General features: G+C 64.6%; 15 protein-coding genes and 1 tRNA gene. 9 read left to right on the top strand and 7 right to left on the bottom strand.

The window, feature by feature from the left end:
* Nucleotides 1-7 precede the first annotated feature (7 nt).
* The 4 genes from AC1DFC_RS14150 to AC1DFC_RS14135 all read left to right on the top strand — a co-directional run bounded on the left by AC1DFC_RS14150 (nucleotide 8) and on the right by AC1DFC_RS14135 (nucleotide 3,698).
* Entirely contained in the window at nucleotides 8-1,522 is a 1,515-nt protein-coding gene (locus tag AC1DFC_RS14150; protein WP_413331581.1) for a leucyl aminopeptidase, read from the top strand.
* Entirely contained in the window at nucleotides 1,519-1,959 is a 441-nt protein-coding gene (locus AC1DFC_RS14145) for a DNA polymerase III subunit chi (protein ID WP_007832289.1), read from the top strand. Before AC1DFC_RS14150 ends, AC1DFC_RS14145 begins: the two co-directional genes overlap by 4 nt.
* 1 nt (nucleotide 1,960) lies before the next feature.
* The gene (locus tag AC1DFC_RS14140) at nucleotides 1,961-2,356 is read left to right on the top strand and encodes a hypothetical protein (protein WP_007832288.1); all 396 of its coding nucleotides are present in this window, start codon (nucleotides 1,961-1,963) and stop codon (nucleotides 2,354-2,356) included.
* A gap of 136 nt (nucleotides 2,357-2,492) precedes the next feature.
* The gene (locus AC1DFC_RS14135) at nucleotides 2,493-3,698 is read left to right on the top strand and encodes a branched-chain amino acid ABC transporter substrate-binding protein (protein WP_007832287.1); all 1,206 of its coding nucleotides are present in this window, start codon (nucleotides 2,493-2,495) and stop codon (nucleotides 3,696-3,698) included.
* Nucleotides 3,699-3,787: 89 nt separating this feature from the next.
* Here AC1DFC_RS14135 and AC1DFC_RS14130 read toward each other — a convergent pair whose 3' ends face one another.
* The 5 genes from AC1DFC_RS14130 to AC1DFC_RS14110 form a co-directional block, all read right to left on the bottom strand.
* Complete coding sequence (locus AC1DFC_RS14130; protein ID WP_007832286.1) at nucleotides 3,788-4,177, bottom strand: response regulator; 390 nt, start codon at nucleotides 4,175-4,177, stop codon at nucleotides 3,788-3,790.
* 99 nt (nucleotides 4,178-4,276) lie between these two features.
* Entirely contained in the window at nucleotides 4,277-4,633 is a 357-nt protein-coding gene (locus AC1DFC_RS14125; RefSeq protein ID WP_007832285.1) for a hypothetical protein, read from the bottom strand.
* A gap of 197 nt (nucleotides 4,634-4,830) precedes the next feature.
* Nucleotides 4,831-4,921 (bottom strand) — tRNA-Ser (locus AC1DFC_RS14120).
* Nucleotides 4,922-4,946: 25 nt separating this feature from the next.
* Nucleotides 4,947-5,876 (bottom strand): SPFH domain-containing protein, encoded by a 930-nt coding sequence (locus AC1DFC_RS14115; protein ID WP_007832284.1) that lies wholly within the window; start codon nucleotides 5,874-5,876, stop codon nucleotides 4,947-4,949.
* Nucleotides 5,877-5,912: 36 nt separating this feature from the next.
* A complete protein-coding gene (locus AC1DFC_RS14110; RefSeq protein WP_413331582.1) occupies nucleotides 5,913-6,338 on the bottom strand; it encodes an NfeD family protein in 426 nt (141 codons plus the stop codon).
* A 216-nt stretch (nucleotides 6,339-6,554) separates the two neighbouring features.
* On the opposite strand from AC1DFC_RS14110, the gene AC1DFC_RS14105 reads away from it, so the two are divergent.
* Nucleotides 6,555-8,852, top strand: coding sequence for an Orn/Lys/Arg family decarboxylase (locus AC1DFC_RS14105; protein WP_413311685.1), 2,298 nt, complete (start codon nucleotides 6,555-6,557; stop codon nucleotides 8,850-8,852).
* A gap of 28 nt (nucleotides 8,853-8,880) precedes the next feature.
* Here the strand turns inward: AC1DFC_RS14105 and AC1DFC_RS14100 are convergent, their stop codons facing one another.
* On the bottom strand, nucleotides 8,881-9,723 hold the full coding sequence (locus AC1DFC_RS14100) for a DNA ligase (RefSeq protein WP_478179452.1): 843 nt from the start codon (nucleotides 9,721-9,723) through the stop codon (nucleotides 8,881-8,883).
* A gap of 62 nt (nucleotides 9,724-9,785) precedes the next feature.
* Nucleotides 9,786-10,568: an enoyl-ACP reductase FabI gene (gene fabI / locus AC1DFC_RS14095; RefSeq protein WP_130424770.1), complete on the bottom strand. Its 783-nt coding sequence runs from the start codon at nucleotides 10,566-10,568 to the stop codon at nucleotides 9,786-9,788.
* A 157-nt stretch (nucleotides 10,569-10,725) separates the two neighbouring features.
* Here fabI and AC1DFC_RS14090 point away from each other — a divergent pair, with 157 nt between their 5' ends.
* From AC1DFC_RS14090 to AC1DFC_RS14075, 4 genes are read left to right on the top strand one after another with little or no spacing between them, the layout of a single operon-like run.
* Nucleotides 10,726-12,405, top strand: a complete 1,680-nt coding sequence (locus tag AC1DFC_RS14090) for an extracellular solute-binding protein (RefSeq protein WP_478179451.1) — start codon at nucleotides 10,726-10,728, stop codon at nucleotides 12,403-12,405.
* Between the two features lie 27 nt (nucleotides 12,406-12,432).
* The gene (locus AC1DFC_RS14085) at nucleotides 12,433-13,467 is read left to right on the top strand and encodes a microcin C ABC transporter permease YejB (RefSeq protein WP_413311690.1); all 1,035 of its coding nucleotides are present in this window, start codon (nucleotides 12,433-12,435) and stop codon (nucleotides 13,465-13,467) included.
* Nucleotides 13,460-14,503, top strand: a complete 1,044-nt coding sequence (locus AC1DFC_RS14080) for an ABC transporter permease (protein WP_413331584.1) — start codon at nucleotides 13,460-13,462, stop codon at nucleotides 14,501-14,503. The genes AC1DFC_RS14085 and AC1DFC_RS14080 overlap by 8 nt, the downstream gene beginning before the upstream one ends.
* Nucleotides 14,500-16,137, top strand: a complete 1,638-nt coding sequence (locus AC1DFC_RS14075) for an ABC transporter ATP-binding protein (protein WP_478179450.1) — start codon at nucleotides 14,500-14,502, stop codon at nucleotides 16,135-16,137. Before AC1DFC_RS14080 ends, AC1DFC_RS14075 begins: the two co-directional genes overlap by 4 nt.
* Nucleotides 16,138-16,153: the final 16 nt, after the last annotated feature.

The following is a 16,153-nucleotide window of genomic DNA, read 5'->3' as shown; positions in this document are numbered from 1 at the left end:
AAGGATTATGGACTTTCAACTCAAGACCCTCACCGTCGCCCAGGCTGCAGCCGAGAAATCCGATGTCCTGATCGTGCTCGTGGGCAGCGCTCCGCTCACCTCCAAAGACCCGTTGTCGGTGCTCGCCGCCAGTGCCCGCAAGGCCGGCGACCTGCCCGACAAGGCTGGCAAGCAGCTGGGGCTCTACCGTCCGGAAGACGTGGTCGCGTCCCGCGTGGTGCTCGCCGCCATCGGCGACGGCAAGCCCGCCTCGGTGCGCAGCGGGGTGATCGCGGCGGTCAACGCGGTCAAGGCCCAGGGGCCCAAGCGCGTGGCCATCGTCTTTGCGCAGCCCGCTGACGGCGCGGCGGTAGCGAGCGCCGTCACGGCGGCGGCCGACGCCAGCTATGTCTACACGACCACCAAGTCGAAGGCCGAGCCCCGCAGCATCCGCCAGCTGATCGTCGGCGTGGCCGATGCCGCCGTCGTCACCGGCGCCTTCGACACCGCCCGCGCCGCTGTCCAGGGCATCGAACTGGCCAAGGAATGGGGCAACCGGCCGGCCAACCATGCCACGCCCACGCTGCTGGCCGAGGTCGCCAAGGGGCTGGCCAAGCTGCCGAACATCAAGTGCGAAGTGCTGGGCCCGAAAGAAGTCGAGAAGCTCGGCATGGGTGCCTTCGCGGCCGTGGCTCAAGGTTCGGCGGAGCCGCTGCGCTTCATCGTGCTGCGCTACCACGGTGCGCCCAAGGACGAGGCGCCCGTGGTGCTTGTCGGCAAGGGCATCACCTTCGATACCGGCGGTGTCTCGCTCAAGCCCGCGGCCGAAATGGACGAAATGAAGTTCGACATGTGCGGCGCGGCAAGTGTGCTCGGCACCTTCCGCGCGCTCGGCGACCTCCAGCCCGCCATCAACGTCGTCGGCCTCATTCCCTCGTGCGAGAACATGAACGACGGTCGCGCCGTGAAGCCGGGCGACGTGGTGACGAGCATGAGCGGCCAGACCATCGAGGTGCTCAACACCGATGCCGAGGGCCGGCTCATCCTTTGCGACGCATTGACCTACGCCAAGCGCTTCGATCCGGCGGCCGTGATCGACATAGCGACCCTGACGGGCGCCTGCGTGGTGGCCCTCGGCGGCGTGCGCAGCGGTCTGTTCACCAGCGACGAAACGCTGGCCGCAGCGATCGAAGCTGCCGGCGAGGCCTCGCAGGACCGCTGCTGGCGCCTGCCACTGGACGACGACTATGCCGAAGGCCTCAAGAGCAACTTTGCCGACGTGGCCAACATTGCCGGCCGCGCCGGCGGCGCCATCACCGCCGCCAAGTTCCTGCAGCGCTTTGCCGGCGACTTCGCCTGGGCGCACCTGGACATCGCGGGCACCGCCTGGAAGAGCGGTGCGGCCAAGGGCTCGACCGGCCGGCCGGTGGGCCTGCTGGTGTCGTACCTGACAACCCGCGCAAACGGCGGCGACGGATCGGGCAAGGCCAGCAAAACCAAAACCCCCGCAGCTCCGGCCAAAAAGGCCAGGTCGGCGAAGTGACGGAAATCGGCTTTCACTACAACGCGCCCGACAAGCTGAACTACGCCTGCCGGCTGGTTCGCAAGGCCGTGAATGCACGCGGCCTGCGCGTGGTGGTCGTCGGCGATGCGCTTGCGCTCGATGCCATGGACGCCGCGCTCTGGCAGCTGTCGCCGGTGGACTTCGTCGCGCACTGCCGCGGCGATGCGCCGGCCCATGTGGTCGCGCGTTCGCCCGTCGTTCTTTCGGCGGAGGGGGCCGACGCGGCCTCGCTGCCGCACCGCGAAATGCTGGTGAATCTCGGACTCGAAGTGCCTGCAGGCTTCGAGCGCTATGAACGCATGATCGACATCGTGAGCGACGAGGCCAACGATCGCCAGGTCGGCCGTTCGCGCTGGCGCCACTATGCCGATCGTGGCTACACCATCCAGCCACACGATTTCGCAAAGAGTTCCTGACATGGCCAGCACGCTGCGCACACCGCCTCGGTTCGTTCCCACGCTGACCACGGTGCTCGAGGTTCCGGCGGAGCCCGCGAGTCCCGAGCCGCAGGCCGCGGCCGCGCTCCAACCCGACCCGGCGAGCGTCATGGCATTGCCGCCGGCCGTGCAGCTTTCGCAGGCGGAAATCGTCAGCCTCGAAGAGCAGTTGCTGCACCGCGTGTTGCAGCGCGTCGACCTGTCTCTGGAAGAGCGTTTGAGCGACACCGTGTCAGCTGCCGTTCAGCATCAGCTCGACGCGATGGTGCCGCGTTTGCGCAATGAAATCGAAGCCGTTCTGCGTGCGTTGGTGATCGAGGCAATGGCCGCGGAACTCAGCGAAAACACAGGGTCTACGCCAGCTTCCGGCGCCTGAATCCTCGGCTAAACTGCGCCGCAGGTCGGAAGGGCGTGAGGGTGCCGCTGGTCCGCGGCGCGAAACTTGCGAGGTCTGTGCGCCCGGATCACACGACCGGTTTATTATTCTTTTCATCCAAGTTCTGGAGGTTCTCATGCAATTGAAATGGACTGCGGTCGCACTGGCTGCACTCACGCTGGTGGCTTGCGGCAAGAAGGAAGAAGCTGCTGCTCCCGCTGCGGCGCCCGCGCCAACGGCTGCGGCCCCGGCTGCTGCACCTGCCGGAGAAACCCTGCTCGTCAAGATCGGCCACGTTGCGCCCACGAGCGGTCCCATTGCCCACCTCGGCAAGGACAACGAGTTCGGCGCCAAGATGGCCATCGAAGACCTGAATGCAAAGGGCCTCAAGATCGGCGACAAGGTCGCCAAGTTCGAACTGGTCGCCGAAGACGACGCTGGCGATCCGAAGCAGGGCACCGCTGTCGCCCAGAAGCTGGTCGACGAGAAGGTCAACGGCGTGGTGGGTCACCTGAACTCGGGCACCACCATTCCCGCTTCGAAGCTCTACAGCGACGCCGGCATTCCGCAGATCTCGCCTTCGGCCACCAATCCGAAGTACACGCGCCAAGGCTTCAAGACCACGTTCCGCGTGGTGGCCGACGACACGCAGCTCGGTGGCACGCTGGGCAAGTACGCGGTCGAAACGCTCAAGGGCAAGAACATCGCCGTGATCGACGACCGCACGGCCTATGGCCAAGGCGTTGCCGAAGAGTTCGAGAAGTCGGCAAAGGCCGCTGGCGCCACCATCGTGGGCCACGAGTTCACCACCGACAAGTCGACCGACTTCAACGCCATCCTGACCAAGCTCAAGGCTGCCAAGCCCGACGTGCTGTTCTTTGGCGGCATGGACGCCGTCGGCGGCCCGATGCTCAAGCAAGTCAAGCAGCTCGGCCTGAACGTCAAGTTCATGGGCGGCGACGGCCTGTGCACCGGCGAACTGCCGAAGCTGGCTGGCGATGCGATCGGCGAAGAAATGGTGGTGTGCGCTGAAGCCGGTGGCGTGGACGGCGACTTCAAGCAGCCGCTGGAAGACTTCAAGGCCAAGTTCAAGACCAAGAACGGCGTCGAAGTGCAGATCTACGCACCGTACGTGTACGACGCGGTCAACGTGCTGGCCGAAGCCATGGTCAAGGCCGGCTCGTCCGACCCGGCCAAGTACCTGCCTGAAGTCGGCAAGACACAATACAAGGGCGTGACCGGCCCGATCGCCTTCGACGAAAAGGGCGACATCAAGAACGGCGCCCTGACGCTGTACACCTACAAGGGTGGTGCGCGCACGCAGATCGCCGTGGTGCGCTGATTCGCTTCGGCAGCGGCAACCTTCGCGGTTGTCCGCAAAAAGAGAAAAGGGCCCTCGGGCCCTTTTTTCATGGCTGCTTCAGGCGCGGTTCAGAGCGGCGCAAGACCCGAAGGGCGATTGGCGTTGCAGTACTCGATGAAAGCGTCGAGATCGCGCGACTTGTCGAACACCGCGTCTGCACCCAGAGCCATGCAACGCGCGCGTATGTCGGCCGTCACGTAGTTGCTGAGCACCACCACCCGTTGGCTGGGCTTGCGGTTCCTGCAGCCGCCCAGAACGCCGAGGCCGGAACCTTCCTTCAGGAAGAGGTCGACGATCAGGAGCTGCCAGTCGTCGGGATGCACCTCGAGCCATGCAAGGGCCTCTGTCTCGGTTTCGGCGAAGCCGACCACACGGCCATTGACCAAATCCTCGAGTGCCGGGACCAGGTTATCCCTGATGGTCTTGTTGTCCTCGACGAGGAACGTGATGAGGGCCATGCCGTGGTTTCGCTTTGAGAACGAATAGCGTAGCGTGCCTGGCGTTGCCGCGGCGTAGGAGAAAGGATACGGACGGAGTGCCGGTGGCCGAATCCGGGGTCAGTCGTCGCCGTCGGCGCGGATCTCTGCCTTGAGCTTCTTGGCCAGCGCCTGGCTTTCGTCGCGCTCCGCCGCCGCTTCGAGGCGCTTCTCGATCTCCTCGCTCAGTGCGGCGTTGACCTCAGCCAGCTTCTCGGCGGACTTGGCCAGCTTTTCTTCCAGCTGGCTCGTGTGCTCGATGGCCTGTGCCACTTCGCCGACCTGCACTTCTTCGGGCAACTCCTGTTCGAGTACCGTGTTCACCACGGCGAGGTTGTCCGATGCCCGCTGCACGTCGGCGGCCACCTGCTCGCTTTTTTCCAGGGTGCGGTCCAGTGGGGTCCTGCCGCGCGGCGCGTTTTTTCGTTGTCCAGCCATCGAGGCTCCTTTGCAGGCTTTGAAACTAAAACATTCGGATCGTAGCGCCAGATGAAAGGATCCGGCAGGTGATATCCAGTTGTTGCAAAGCAACGCACTGCTTGGTGAGCCGGACGACAAAAAAGCCCAAGTGCTTGTGGCAACTTGGGCTTCTTGCGTTGTCTGATGTTCGTGAACGGTTACGAACAATCGATCTCTGGCGGAGCAGGCGGGATTCGAACCCGCGGAGGGCTATTAACCCTCACACGCTTTCCAGGCGTGCGACTTAAACCGCTCATCCACCGCTCCTGAGCCCACGATTGTAGCAGTCAGTTCAGGCCGGATTCGACGGCTTGCCTGCCTGGACCATGCGCATCGCCGAAGCGATGAGCGCGGCGGTCTCGGTCATGTTGCTCGGCACGATCAGCGTGGTCTTGGAATCGGCCGCCACCTTGCCGTAGGCATCGACGGCGCGCTCGGCCACCTTGAGCTGCACGGCCTGCTCGCCGCCGGGCTGGCGGATGGCCGCTGCCACGCGTTCGATGGCGTCTGCCGTTGCGGTGGCCACCGCGGTGATCGCGGCGGCTTCACCCTGTGCGTTATTGATCTGCGCCTGCTTTTCGCCCTCGGAGCGGGCGATGAAGGCCTCGCGTTCGCCGGTGGCGATGTTGATCTGCTCCTGGCGGCGGCCTTCGGAGGCCGCAATCAGCGCGCGCTTGCCGCGCTCGGCCGTGATCTGCGCCTGCATGGCCAGCAAGATTTCCTTCGGCGGCGTCAGGTCCTTGATTTCATAGCGCAGCACCTTCACACCCCAGTTGAGCGCGGCCTCGTCGATCGCGGCCACCACCTGGGCGTTGATGACGTCGCGTTCCTCGAAGGTCTTGTCGAGCTCCAGCTTGCCGATCACGCTGCGCAGCGAGGTCTGTGCAAGCTGCGTCACGGCCACGATGTAGTTCGACGAACCGTAGCTCGCGCGCATCGGATCGGTCACCTGGAAGTACAGGATGCCGTCGACCTGCAGCTGCGTGTTGTCGCGCGTGATGCAGATCTGGCTCGGCACGTCGAGCGGGATTTCCTTCAGGCTGTGCTTGTAGGCCACCCGGTCGATGAACGGAATCAGGAAGTTGGGGCCGGGCGTCATGGTGCCGTGGTACTTGCCCAGGCGCTCGCGCACCCAGGCGTTCTGCTGCGGCACGAACTTGACCGACTGGCTGATGAAGATGATCGCGATGACCAGGATGATGAGAGGGACCGAAAATTCCATGGTGCGCTTCCTTTTTCTGAGTTCTATGGACTGTGACTAGACCTTGTCGACGACCAGCCGGCTGCCGATCACCTCGACCACCCGGTGCTCTCCGGTCGACGGCGTGCGGCCCGCGCGCTGGATCACGGTCCACTGCGCGCCGCGGTAGCGCACGGTCGCCGTGCCATCGGCATTCCACGCATCGACCTGCACGCTCTCGCCGATGTCGAGGTTCACGTCGCGGTTGGCTTCGGTGGGCGGGGCAGGAGGGCGCTTGCGCTGGATCGAGTACCAGGTGAGCACGGCCCCCACGCCGATCACCGAGGCCACGATCAGCTGGGTGACGGTGCCGAAGCCCAGGTGCGCCGAGATCGCCGCGGCTGCAAAGCCTGCGGCCAGCAGCAAAAGGTAGACGGTGCCCGAGAGCAACTCGACCACGATGGCGGCCCCCGCAATCAGCCACCAGACGGTGGAATTCGCCATTTCAACTCCTCTTTTCCTTGTTCGATGCGCGCCATTCTGAGGCATATGCCCCAAGCGCTTGCCCTGGGTAGGGGTACTGCGCCTCAGCCGGAGAAATGGGCCTTGCCGGACGGGCCCGAATGGCTTGCAGGAAGCTGACGGGATCCGTCATCCGAATTCCGTACACTTCGCGCCTCGCCTCATTGCCTGTCTGTCTGCCTGTCCGGAGCCCCGCTCATGAAATTCCGCTTTCCCATCGTCATCATCGACGAGGACTTCCGCTCCGAGAACACCTCGGGCCTCGGCATCCGCGCGCTCGCGCAGGCCATCGAGACGGAGGGCTTCGAGGTGCTGGGCGTCACGAGCTACGGTGACCTGAGCCAGTTCGCACAGCAGCAAAGCCGGGCCAGCGCCTTCATCCTGTCGATCGACGACGAGGAATTCACCATCGGCCCCGACCTCGATCCGGCCGTGCTGAACCTGCGCAACTTCATCGGCGAAGTGCGGCGCAAGAACGCCGACGTGCCGATCTACATCTACGGCGAGACCAAGACATCGCGCCACATCCCGAACGACATCCTGCGCGAACTGCACGGCTTCATCCACATGTTCGAGGACACGCCGGAATTCGTGGCGCGCCACATCATCCGCGAGGCCAAGAGCTACCTCGAGAGCGTGCAGCCGCCGTTCTTCAAGGCGCTCATCGACTACGCGGAAGACGGCTCCTACTCGTGGCACTGCCCGGGCCACTCGGGCGGCGTGGCGTTCCTGAAGAGCCCGGTGGGCCAGATGTTTCACCAGTTCTTCGGCGAGAACATGCTGCGCGCCGACGTCTGCAACGCGGTGGAAGAACTCGGCCAGCTGCTCGACCACACTGGCCCGGTGGCGGCCAGCGAGCGCAACGCGGCGCGCATCTTCAATGCCGACCACTGCTTCTTCGTGACCAACGGCACCAGCACCAGCAACAAGATGGTGTGGCACCACACGGTGGCCCCGGGCGACGTGGTGGTGGTCGACCGCAACTGCCACAAGTCGATCCTGCACGCGATCATCATGACCGGCGCGATCCCGGTGTTCATGAAGCCCACGCGCAACCACTTCGGCATTATCGGCCCCATTCCGAAGAGCGAGTTCGAGCAGAGCGCCATCAAGGCCAAGATCAAGGCCAATCCGCTGCTGGCCGACGTGGACGCCGACAAGGTCAAGCCGCGCGTGATGACGCTCACGCAATCGACCTACGACGGCGTGATCTACAACACCGAGACCATCAAGAACATGCTCGACGGCTACGTCGACACGCTGCATTTCGACGAAGCGTGGCTGCCGCACGCGGCCTTCCATCCGTTCTATGGTGCCTACCACGCGATGGGCAAGCGCCGCGTGCGGCCGAAGGAATCGCTGGTGTTCGCTACGCAATCCACCCACAAGCTGCTGGCCGGCATCAGCCAGGCCAGCCACGTGCTGGTGCAGGACTCGCAAAACCGCCAGCTTGACCGCGACTTGTTCAACGAGGCCTACCTGATGCACTCGTCGACCAGCCCGCAGTACGCGATCATCGCGAGTTGCGACGTGGCCGCCGCCATGATGGAGCCGCCCGGTGGCACCGCGCTGGTGGAAGAGAGCATCCTCGAAGCGCTGGACTTCCGCCGCGCCATGCGCAAGGTGGAAGAAGAGTTCGGCAAGGACGAGTGGTGGTTCAAGGTCTGGGGTCCCGAGAAGCTCGTCGACGAGGGCATCGGCCGCGCAGAAGACTGGATCATGCAGGGGGAGAAGAGCGGCAAGCCGAAGAACAAGAAGTCGCCGCGCAACTGGCACGGATTCGGCGAGCTGGCCGACGGCTTCAACATGCTCGACCCGATCAAGTCGACCATCGTCACGCCGGGCCTCGACCTCGAAGGCAACTTCGCCGAGACCGGCATTCCCGCGAGCGTGGTGACCAAGTTCCTCGCCGAGCACGGTGTGATCGTGGAGAAGACGGGCCTCTACAGCTTCTTCATCATGTTCACCATCGGCATCACCAAGGGCCGCTGGAACACGTTGCTCACGGCGTTGCAGCAGTTCAAGGACGACTACGCGCGCAACCAGCCGATGTGGCGCATCCTGCCCGAGTTCTGCCAGCAGCACCCGGGCTACGAACGCCTCGGCCTGCGCGACCTGTGCCAGCACATCCACCAGCTGTACGCGCGTTTCGACGTGGCGCGCCTCACGACCGAGATGTACCTGAGCGACCTGACGCCGGCCATGAAGCCCAGCGACGCCTTCGCCCACATCGCGCACCGCAAGACCGAGCGCGTGGAGATCGACGAGCTCGAAGGCCGAATCACCACCAGCTTGATCACGCCGTACCCGCCGGGCATTCCGCTGCTGATTCCTGGCGAAGTGTTCAACAAGAAGATCGTCGACTACCTCAAGTTCTCGCGCGAGTTCAATACGCAGTGCCCGGGCTTCGAGACCGACATCCACGGCCTCGTGGCGCGCATCGACGAGACGGGCAAGAAGCGCTACTACGCGGACTGCGTCAAGGAAGCGAAGTAGGCCGCGGCCGAAGTCGTTCGAGGGGTGGTCAGCCCTCGCGAACGCGCATGAAGCGCGCGAAGCGGGGCAGGCCCTTGGCGGTGGTGCCGTTGTAGCGGTAGGTCACCCAACTGCCGATGGCGGGTGGGTTCTCCCGTTCGGCATCGGTCAGTCCGGTGCCGAGCTTGAAGCGCTTGCCGTCTGACGTCTCGACCACCAGTGCGCCGAGCCGGGCGCTGTGCCGGCCCTTGCCGGCCACGTGCTCGATCACGCGGGCCTCGGCGTCTTCATAGGGCTTGACCTTCAGCAGGTCGCTGTTGCGCTCTCCGCGGTACTGGGAACTGCCGCGGTGGAGCATCAACCCCTCTCCGCCCATCTTGATTGTCTTGTCGAGCAGCGCCTGCAGCTCTGCATGCGTGGTCGCGCGCTGCTGCGGCACCGGCACCACCCAGGGAGCGTCGGTGATGGGAAGCAGGTTGCGCAGCGCGGCCAGCCGCGTCGTGAAGTCGCCGCCCTGGGCGGGCAGGTCGAACACCATGAAGCGCATCTCGTGCCATGCGACATCGTTGGGCGTCTGGCTGCGCACTGTCGACATCGCATGGGCGAAGCGGCCGCGTCCGGCCCACAGCTCGCCGTCGAGCGGTTGCCTGGGCAGCGGGGCGGTGAACCATGCGGGCGCCGTGATCCGCTCGCCGCCGCGCGTCCAGAGCTGCTTGCCGTCCCAGTAGCCGCGCACGCCGTCGTACTTCTCGCTGACCCAGTAGTCGTTCAGCGACATGCCGGGGCGGTAGACGTCGGCCAGCATCAGCGAGGGCGCTGCCTCGCGCGCGAATGCGGAGGGCGCGACGATCACGCCGAAAACGGCAAGCAGCAAGGAGCGTCGATTCAGCACGATGTGTGAAATGGGTTGCGCAGCACGGCCGTTTGGCAGCCGTGCCGGGGTTTGGCGCAGGACTACTCGGCCATCCCTCCGACGACGTTGCTGAAGCCGCCGTCCACATAGGTGATCTCGGCAGTCACGCCGCTGGCCAGGTCGCTCAGCAGGAAGGCGGCCACGTTGCCGACTTCCTCGATGGTCACGTTGCGGCGGATCGGCGAGGCGTCGGCTACCGCCGCCAGCATCTTGCCGAAGCCCTTGATCCCGCTGGCCGCCAGCGTCTTGATGGGGCCCGCGCTGATACCGTTGACGCGCATGCCCTTCGGGCCGAGCGAGGCGGCGGTGTAGCGCACCGAGGCTTCGAGCGAGGCCTTGGCCAGGCCCATGGTGTTGTAGTTGGGCAGCGCGCGTTCGGCGCCCAGGTAGGTCAGCGTGAGCAGGGCCGACTTGTCGTTGAGGTAGGGCAGGGCCGACTTGGCCATGGCCGGAAAGCTGTACGCACTGATGTCGTGCGCGATCTTGAAGCCTTCGCGCGAGAGCCCGTCGAGGAAGTCGCCCGCGATGGACTCGCGCGGCGCGAAGCCGATGCTGTGCACGAAGCCGTCGAACTTCGGCCAGGTCTGTGCGAGGTCGGCGAAGAGCTTGTCGATCTGCGCGTCGTCGCCCACGTCGCAATCGAAAATCAGCTTCGAGCCGAAGTCTGCGGCATATTCGGTGATACGGTCCTTGAATCGCTCGCCGACATAGCTGAAGGCGAGTTCCGCGCCCTGCTCATGGCAGGCCTTGGCAATGCCATATGCAATGGAGCGATTGCTCAACACGCCGGTGATCAACAGTTTTTTGCCGGAAAGAAAGCCCATGAAGTTGCCTCGTGAAAATCTTGGGCAGAATTCTCGCATGCGAGGTTGGCTGCTTCCGGTTGTGTTGGCTCTCTCGGCGGCTCCCTCGTGGGCCGCGCATGCGTACGCCCAATTTGGCGACATCAAATATCCCCCGGGTTTCACTCACTTCGACTATGTGAACCCCGACGCTCCCAAGGGCGGCGAAATGCGGCTGGTGCCGCCCACCCGGCCCACCAACTTCGATAAGTTCAATCCCTTTACGCTGCGTGGGACCTCGCCCTCGGGCGTCGGGTCCTTGATGATCGAAAGTCTGCTGACGGGCAATTCCGAAGAACCGACGACCGCCTACGGACTTCTGGCCGAGGACGTCGAGGTGGCACCGGACCGGCTCTCGGCCACGTTTCGCATCAATCCCAAGGCACGCTTCAACGACGGCTCCTCGGTGCTTGCGGCCGACGTGGTGTATTCGTTCAACACACTGAATGGCCCGCTCGCCTCGCCGCAATACCGCACCATCTACGCAGAGGTAAAAAAGGCCACGGCCATCGGCGATCGCACGGTGCGCTTCGATTTCGCGAGCCCCAACCGCGAGTTGCCGTTGGTCGTCGGCGGCATGGCGGTGTTCAGCCGCAACTGGGGTGGCGGCAAGCCTTTCGACCAGATCATCACCGAGGTCCCCATCGGCTCGGGCCCCTACAAACCTGCCAGCGATCGCATGGGGCGCGATATCACCTATGTGCGCCGCGCCGACTATTGGGGCGCCGACCTGCCCGTGCGCAAGGGCCTCTACAACTTCGATCGCGTGACCTACAAGGTCTACCTCGACGAGACCGCGCGCTTCGAGGGCCTGAAGGCGGGCGAATTCGATTTCATGCGCGAATTCACTTCGCGCAACTGGGCGCGCCAATACAAGGGCAAGCAGTTCGACAGCGGCGAGATCGTCAAGCGTGCCTTCGAGAACCACAATCCAGGCGACTTTCAGGGCTACGTCTTCAATATCCGCAAGGACAAGTTCAAGGACCCGCGCGTGCGTCAGGCCATCGGCCTCGCGTTCGACTTCGAATGGCTCAACAAACAGCTGTTCTATGGCATCTACACCCGCGTGCAGGGCTACTTCCCCAACAGTGAGTTCCACGCCGAAGGACTGCCCAAGCCGGATGAGCTGGCGCTCATGGAGCCGCTGCGCGGCAAGCTCAAGCCCGAAGTGTTTGGGGCGGCCCCGATCCCGCCGAGCACCGCGCCGCCGGGCAGCCTGCGCGAGAACCTGCGCCGGGCTCGTGCGCTGCTGGAGCAAGCCGGATGGACCTATCGCGATGGCGCGTTGCGCAACGCGAAGGGCGAGGCCTTCACCATCGAGTTCCTGAACGACCAGCCGGGCCTGATCCGCGTCGTGACGCCCCTGCAGGCCACGCTGCGCAAGCTCGGCATCGAGATGACGTTTCGCACGGTCGACTTTTCATTGGCGCAGCAGCGTGTGCAAACCTTCGACTTCGAGATGACGTCGTCGCGCTTGCCCGGCAATACAGCGCCGGGAGGTGAACTGCTCGAGCTGTTCGGGGCGAAATCTGCCGAAACACCGGGTTCGGCCAATGTCTGGGGTATTGCGGATTCTGCCGTCGATGCAGTGATCGGCAAGGTGCTCGCCGCTACCACGCGACCCGAGCTGGCCACGGCGATGCGCGTGCTCGACCGTGTGCTGTCCCATGGCTATTACTCCATTCCCCAGTATTACGGCAGCGCTTTCCTGGTCGGCTACCGACCGGCGCCGTTCGGGCTGCCGCCGACCATTCCGCCGTACTACGATGTCGGCGACTGGGCGCTTTCCACGTGGTGGGCGTCGCCCGCCAACAAGTAGCCCCGCCACACGGAACCAAAAAGCCGAATGTTCAGCTACATCCTCAAGCGCCTGCTGCTGATGATCCCGACGCTGCTGGGCGTGCTCATCATCACCTTCGGCGTGATCCAGTTCGTGCCGGGTGGTCCGGTCGAGCAGATGGTGGCGCAATTGCAGGGGCGCGACTCGGGCGGCGAGCGTGCTGCTTCGAGCGGTGCTGGATACCGCGGCCGGCAGGGCCTCGACGCGCAGCGCATCGAGGAGATCAAGAAGCTCTACGGCTTCGACAAGCCCGCGCACGAGCGCCTGTGGACCATGCTGAAGTCGTTCGCGCGCTTCGATCTGGGCACCAGCTTCTATCAGCGCAAGGACGTGTGGCAGCTCGTGAAGGAGAAGATGCCGGTGTCGATCAGCCTCGGGCTCTGGACCTTCTTCATCAGCTACCTGATCGCGGTGCCACTGGGTGTGGCCAAGGCGGTGCGCGCCGGATCGCGTTTCGACTTCGTCACCACGTTGATCGTGCTGATCGGTTATGCCATCCCGGGTTTCGTGCTGGGCGTGGCGCTGCTCGTGATCTTCGGCGGGCAACTGCAATGGTTTCCCCTGCGCGGGCTCACCTCACCCAACTGGGAGAGCATGAACTGGGGCGCACGCATCGTCGACTATCTCTGGCACATCGCGTTGCCCGTGACCTCGATGGTGCTCGGCAGCTTTGCGGTCACTGCAATGTTGACGAAGAATTCCTTCCTCGAAGAGATTCGCAAGCAATACGTGCTGACGGCGCGCGCCAAGGGCCTGTCGGAGCGACAGGTGCTCTGGAAGCACGTGTTCCGGAATGCGCTGATCCCGATCATCACGGGCTTTCCGTCGGCCTTCATCGGCGCATTCTTTACGGGCTCGCTGTTGATCGAGACGCTATTCACGCTCGACGGGCTGGGCCTGCTGAGCTACGAGAGCGTGATCCGGCGCGACTATCCGGTCGTGCTGGGCACGCTCTATCTGTTCACGCTGATCGGTCTGGTCACCAAGCTGATTTCAGATCTCTGCTACGTCTGGGTCGATCCGAGGGTCAAGTTTGATTAGCGCCACTGTTGTTTCCGTGAGCCCGGGTCGTCGTGCCTGGCGCCGCTTTCGCCGCAATCCGCTGGGGTTCTGGAGCCTGGTCGTTTTCTCGATCCTTGTCGTGCTGAGTCTGTTCGCCGAAGTCCTGTCGACCGACAAGCCGCTGGTTGTTCGCTACGAGGGCCAGACCTATTTCCCCGTGCTGCGCGACTATTCCGAGAAAACCTTCGGTGGCGACTTCGAGACGCCTGCCGACTACCTCGATCCCTTCATCCGCAAGCGCATCACCGATGGCTCCAACTGGGCGATCTACGCGCCAAACCGCTACGGTCCACGCACATTGAACTACTTTGCGTCGCAGCCAAATCCGGCGGTGCCATCGGCCGAGAACTTCTTCGGCACCGATGACCGAGGCCGCGACTTGCTGGCGCAGCTCATCTATGGTTTCCGCGTGAGCGTGCTGTTCGGCCTGGCGCTCACCGCCATCGGCACGGTGCTGGGCGTGGTCGCCGGTGCCGTGCAGGGTTATTTCGCCGGCAAGACCGATCTCGCGTTCCAGCGTTTCATCGAAATCTGGGGCTCCATGCCGGAGTTGTACCTGCTGATCATCTTCAGCGCGATCTTCGCTCCCAGCGTGGCACTGCTGCTCATCCTGCTGAGCCTGTTCGGCTGGATGGGCCTGGCCGACTACGTGCGCGCGGAGTTCCTGCGCAACCGCCAGATGGACTATGTGCGCGCCGCGCGCGCTCTGGGCGTCGGCAACCTGCAGATCATGTGGCGCCACATCCTGCCCAACAGCATGGTGCCGGTCGTCACTTTCCTGCCGTTTCGCATGAGCGCGGCCATCCTGGCGCTGACCTCGCTCGACTTCCTGGGCTTGGGCGTGCCGCCGGGCACGCCGTCGCTCGGCGAGCTGCTCAGCCAGGGCAAGGCCAACATCGATGCCTGGTGGATCTCGATATCGACCTTCGGCGTGCTAGTCGTCACCCTGATGCTGCTGACATTCATGGGCGACGCGCTGCGCGACGCACTCGATCCGCGCAAGGCCGACAAATGATGAACGATCCGCAACTCAAGCAGGCCCTGCTGGACGTGAAAGGCCTGCGTGTCGCGTTCGGCGGCAAGGAGGTCGTGCACGGCATCGACTTCCAGATGGCCGCCGGCGAAAAGCTCGCGCTGGTCGGCGAGTCGGGCTCGGGCAAGACGGTCACGGCGCTGTCGCTGCTGCGGCTGGTGCAGAACGCCGATGTCACCGGCGTCGCAAGGCTCTTCGGTGGCGCAGCGCCGCAAGGCGTGCGCGACCTGCTGTCGATTCCGGAGCGCCAACTGCGCGGCATCCGCGGCAAGGAGATCGCAATGATCTTCCAGGAGCCGATGACCGCGCTGAATGCACTCTACAGCGTCGGCGACCAGATCGCGGAGGTGCTCGAACTGCATGAGAGTCTGTCGGCTCGCGCCGCGCAGGCGGCCGCTGTCCAGTTGCTGGCCGATACCGGTATTCCCGAGCCGGCGCGGCGGGCGAGGGCGTTTCCGCACCAACTCTCGGGCGGCCAGCGCCAGCGCGCGATGATCGCGATGGCGCTCGCCTGCAAGCCGCGCCTGCTGCTGGCCGACGAACCGACCACCGCGCTCGACGTCACGGTGCGCGCGCAGATCCTGGAACTGCTGGCCGATCTGCAGCGCAAGTACGGCATGGCCGTGCTGCTCATCACGCACGACCTGAACCTGGTGCGTCGTTTCGCCGATCGCGTGGTGGTCATGGAGAACGGCCACGTCGTCGAGCATGGCGCCGTGGCGCCGGTGTTCGATGCCCCGCAGCATCCCTATACGCGCAAGCTGATCGACAGCCATCCGCAGCGCAATGTGGCGGCCGTTGCCGCGCGTGCCGACGCAACGCCCGTGATAGAGGCGAAGGCCCTGCGCGTGATCTACCCTGTGCCGAGGCCCGGCATCGCCGGCTGGTTCCGAAAGGGCGAGTTCGTGGCGGTGCAGGGCGCGGATTTCCGCATCGTGCCGGGCGAGACGCTGGGCGTGGTGGGTGAATCGGGTTCAGGCAAGTCGACGCTTGCGCTGGCGGCGCTGGGGCTCTTGAAGCACCAGGGTGCACTGGAGGTCGCGGGCAAGGGCTGGGCGGTCGATCGCGCCTCCGATCTCGGCTTGCGCCGCGTCATGCAGGTAGTGTTCCAGGACCCGTTCTCTTCGCTGTCGCCGCGCATGACGGTGGAGCAGATCGTGGGCGAGGGGTTGCGCGTGCATGCACCCGAACTCGACATCGGAGCGCGCCGCGCCCGCGCGCTCGCCGCACTGGCCGACGTCGGGCTGACGGAGGCCCAGTTCCCCTCGCTGCTCGACCGCTATCCGCACGAGTTCTCGGGCGGCCAGCGGCAGCGCCTGGCGATCGCCCGCGCGCTGATCGTCGATCCGCAACTGTTGGTGCTCGACGAGCCGACCAGCGCGCTCGACGTGACGATCCAGAAGCAGGTGCTGAGCCTGCTGCAGCGCCTGCAGCGCGAGCGGGGGCTGAGCTATCTGCTGATCACGCACGACGTGGAGGTGATCCGTGCCATGGCGCACCACGTCATCGTGATGAAGGACGGTGCCATTCTCGAAACCGGGCCGGTCGAGCGAGTGCTCGACGCGCCCGATCACCCCTACACAAAAAAGCTGGTGGCCGCCGCGCTGCTGGAATAAACGGAGATTGCAGGAA

Source organism: Variovorax sp. 10L421, assembly GCF_056395365.1.
This window is presented reverse-complemented; position numbering and strand designations above follow the sequence as displayed.

Bases quoted from the DNA above. Each gene is read 5' to 3' on its own strand.
- AC1DFC_RS14150 (WP_413331581.1), top strand. From the start codon at position 8: ATGGACTTTCAACTCAAGACCCTCACCGTCGCCCAGGCTGCAGCCGAG.
- AC1DFC_RS14140 (WP_007832288.1), top strand. From the start codon at position 1,961: ATGGCCAGCACGCTGCGCACACCGCCTCGGTTCGTTCCCACGCTGACC.
- AC1DFC_RS14135 (WP_007832287.1), top strand. From the start codon at position 2,493: ATGCAATTGAAATGGACTGCGGTCGCACTGGCTGCACTCACGCTGGTG.
- AC1DFC_RS14130 (WP_007832286.1), bottom strand. From the start codon at position 4,177: ATGGCCCTCATCACGTTCCTCGTCGAGGACAACAAGACCATCAGGGAT.
- AC1DFC_RS14125 (WP_007832285.1), bottom strand. From the start codon at position 4,633: ATGGCTGGACAACGAAAAAACGCGCCGCGCGGCAGGACCCCACTGGAC.
- AC1DFC_RS14115 (WP_007832284.1), bottom strand. From the start codon at position 5,876: ATGGAATTTTCGGTCCCTCTCATCATCCTGGTCATCGCGATCATCTTC.
- AC1DFC_RS14110 (WP_413331582.1), bottom strand. From the start codon at position 6,338: ATGGCGAATTCCACCGTCTGGTGGCTGATTGCGGGGGCCGCCATCGTG.
- AC1DFC_RS14105 (WP_413311685.1), top strand. From the start codon at position 6,555: ATGAAATTCCGCTTTCCCATCGTCATCATCGACGAGGACTTCCGCTCC.
- fabI (WP_130424770.1), bottom strand. From the start codon at position 10,568: ATGGGCTTTCTTTCCGGCAAAAAACTGTTGATCACCGGCGTGTTGAGC.
- AC1DFC_RS14085 (WP_413311690.1), top strand. From the start codon at position 12,433: ATGTTCAGCTACATCCTCAAGCGCCTGCTGCTGATGATCCCGACGCTG.
- AC1DFC_RS14075 (WP_478179450.1), top strand. From the start codon at position 14,500: ATGATGAACGATCCGCAACTCAAGCAGGCCCTGCTGGACGTGAAAGGC.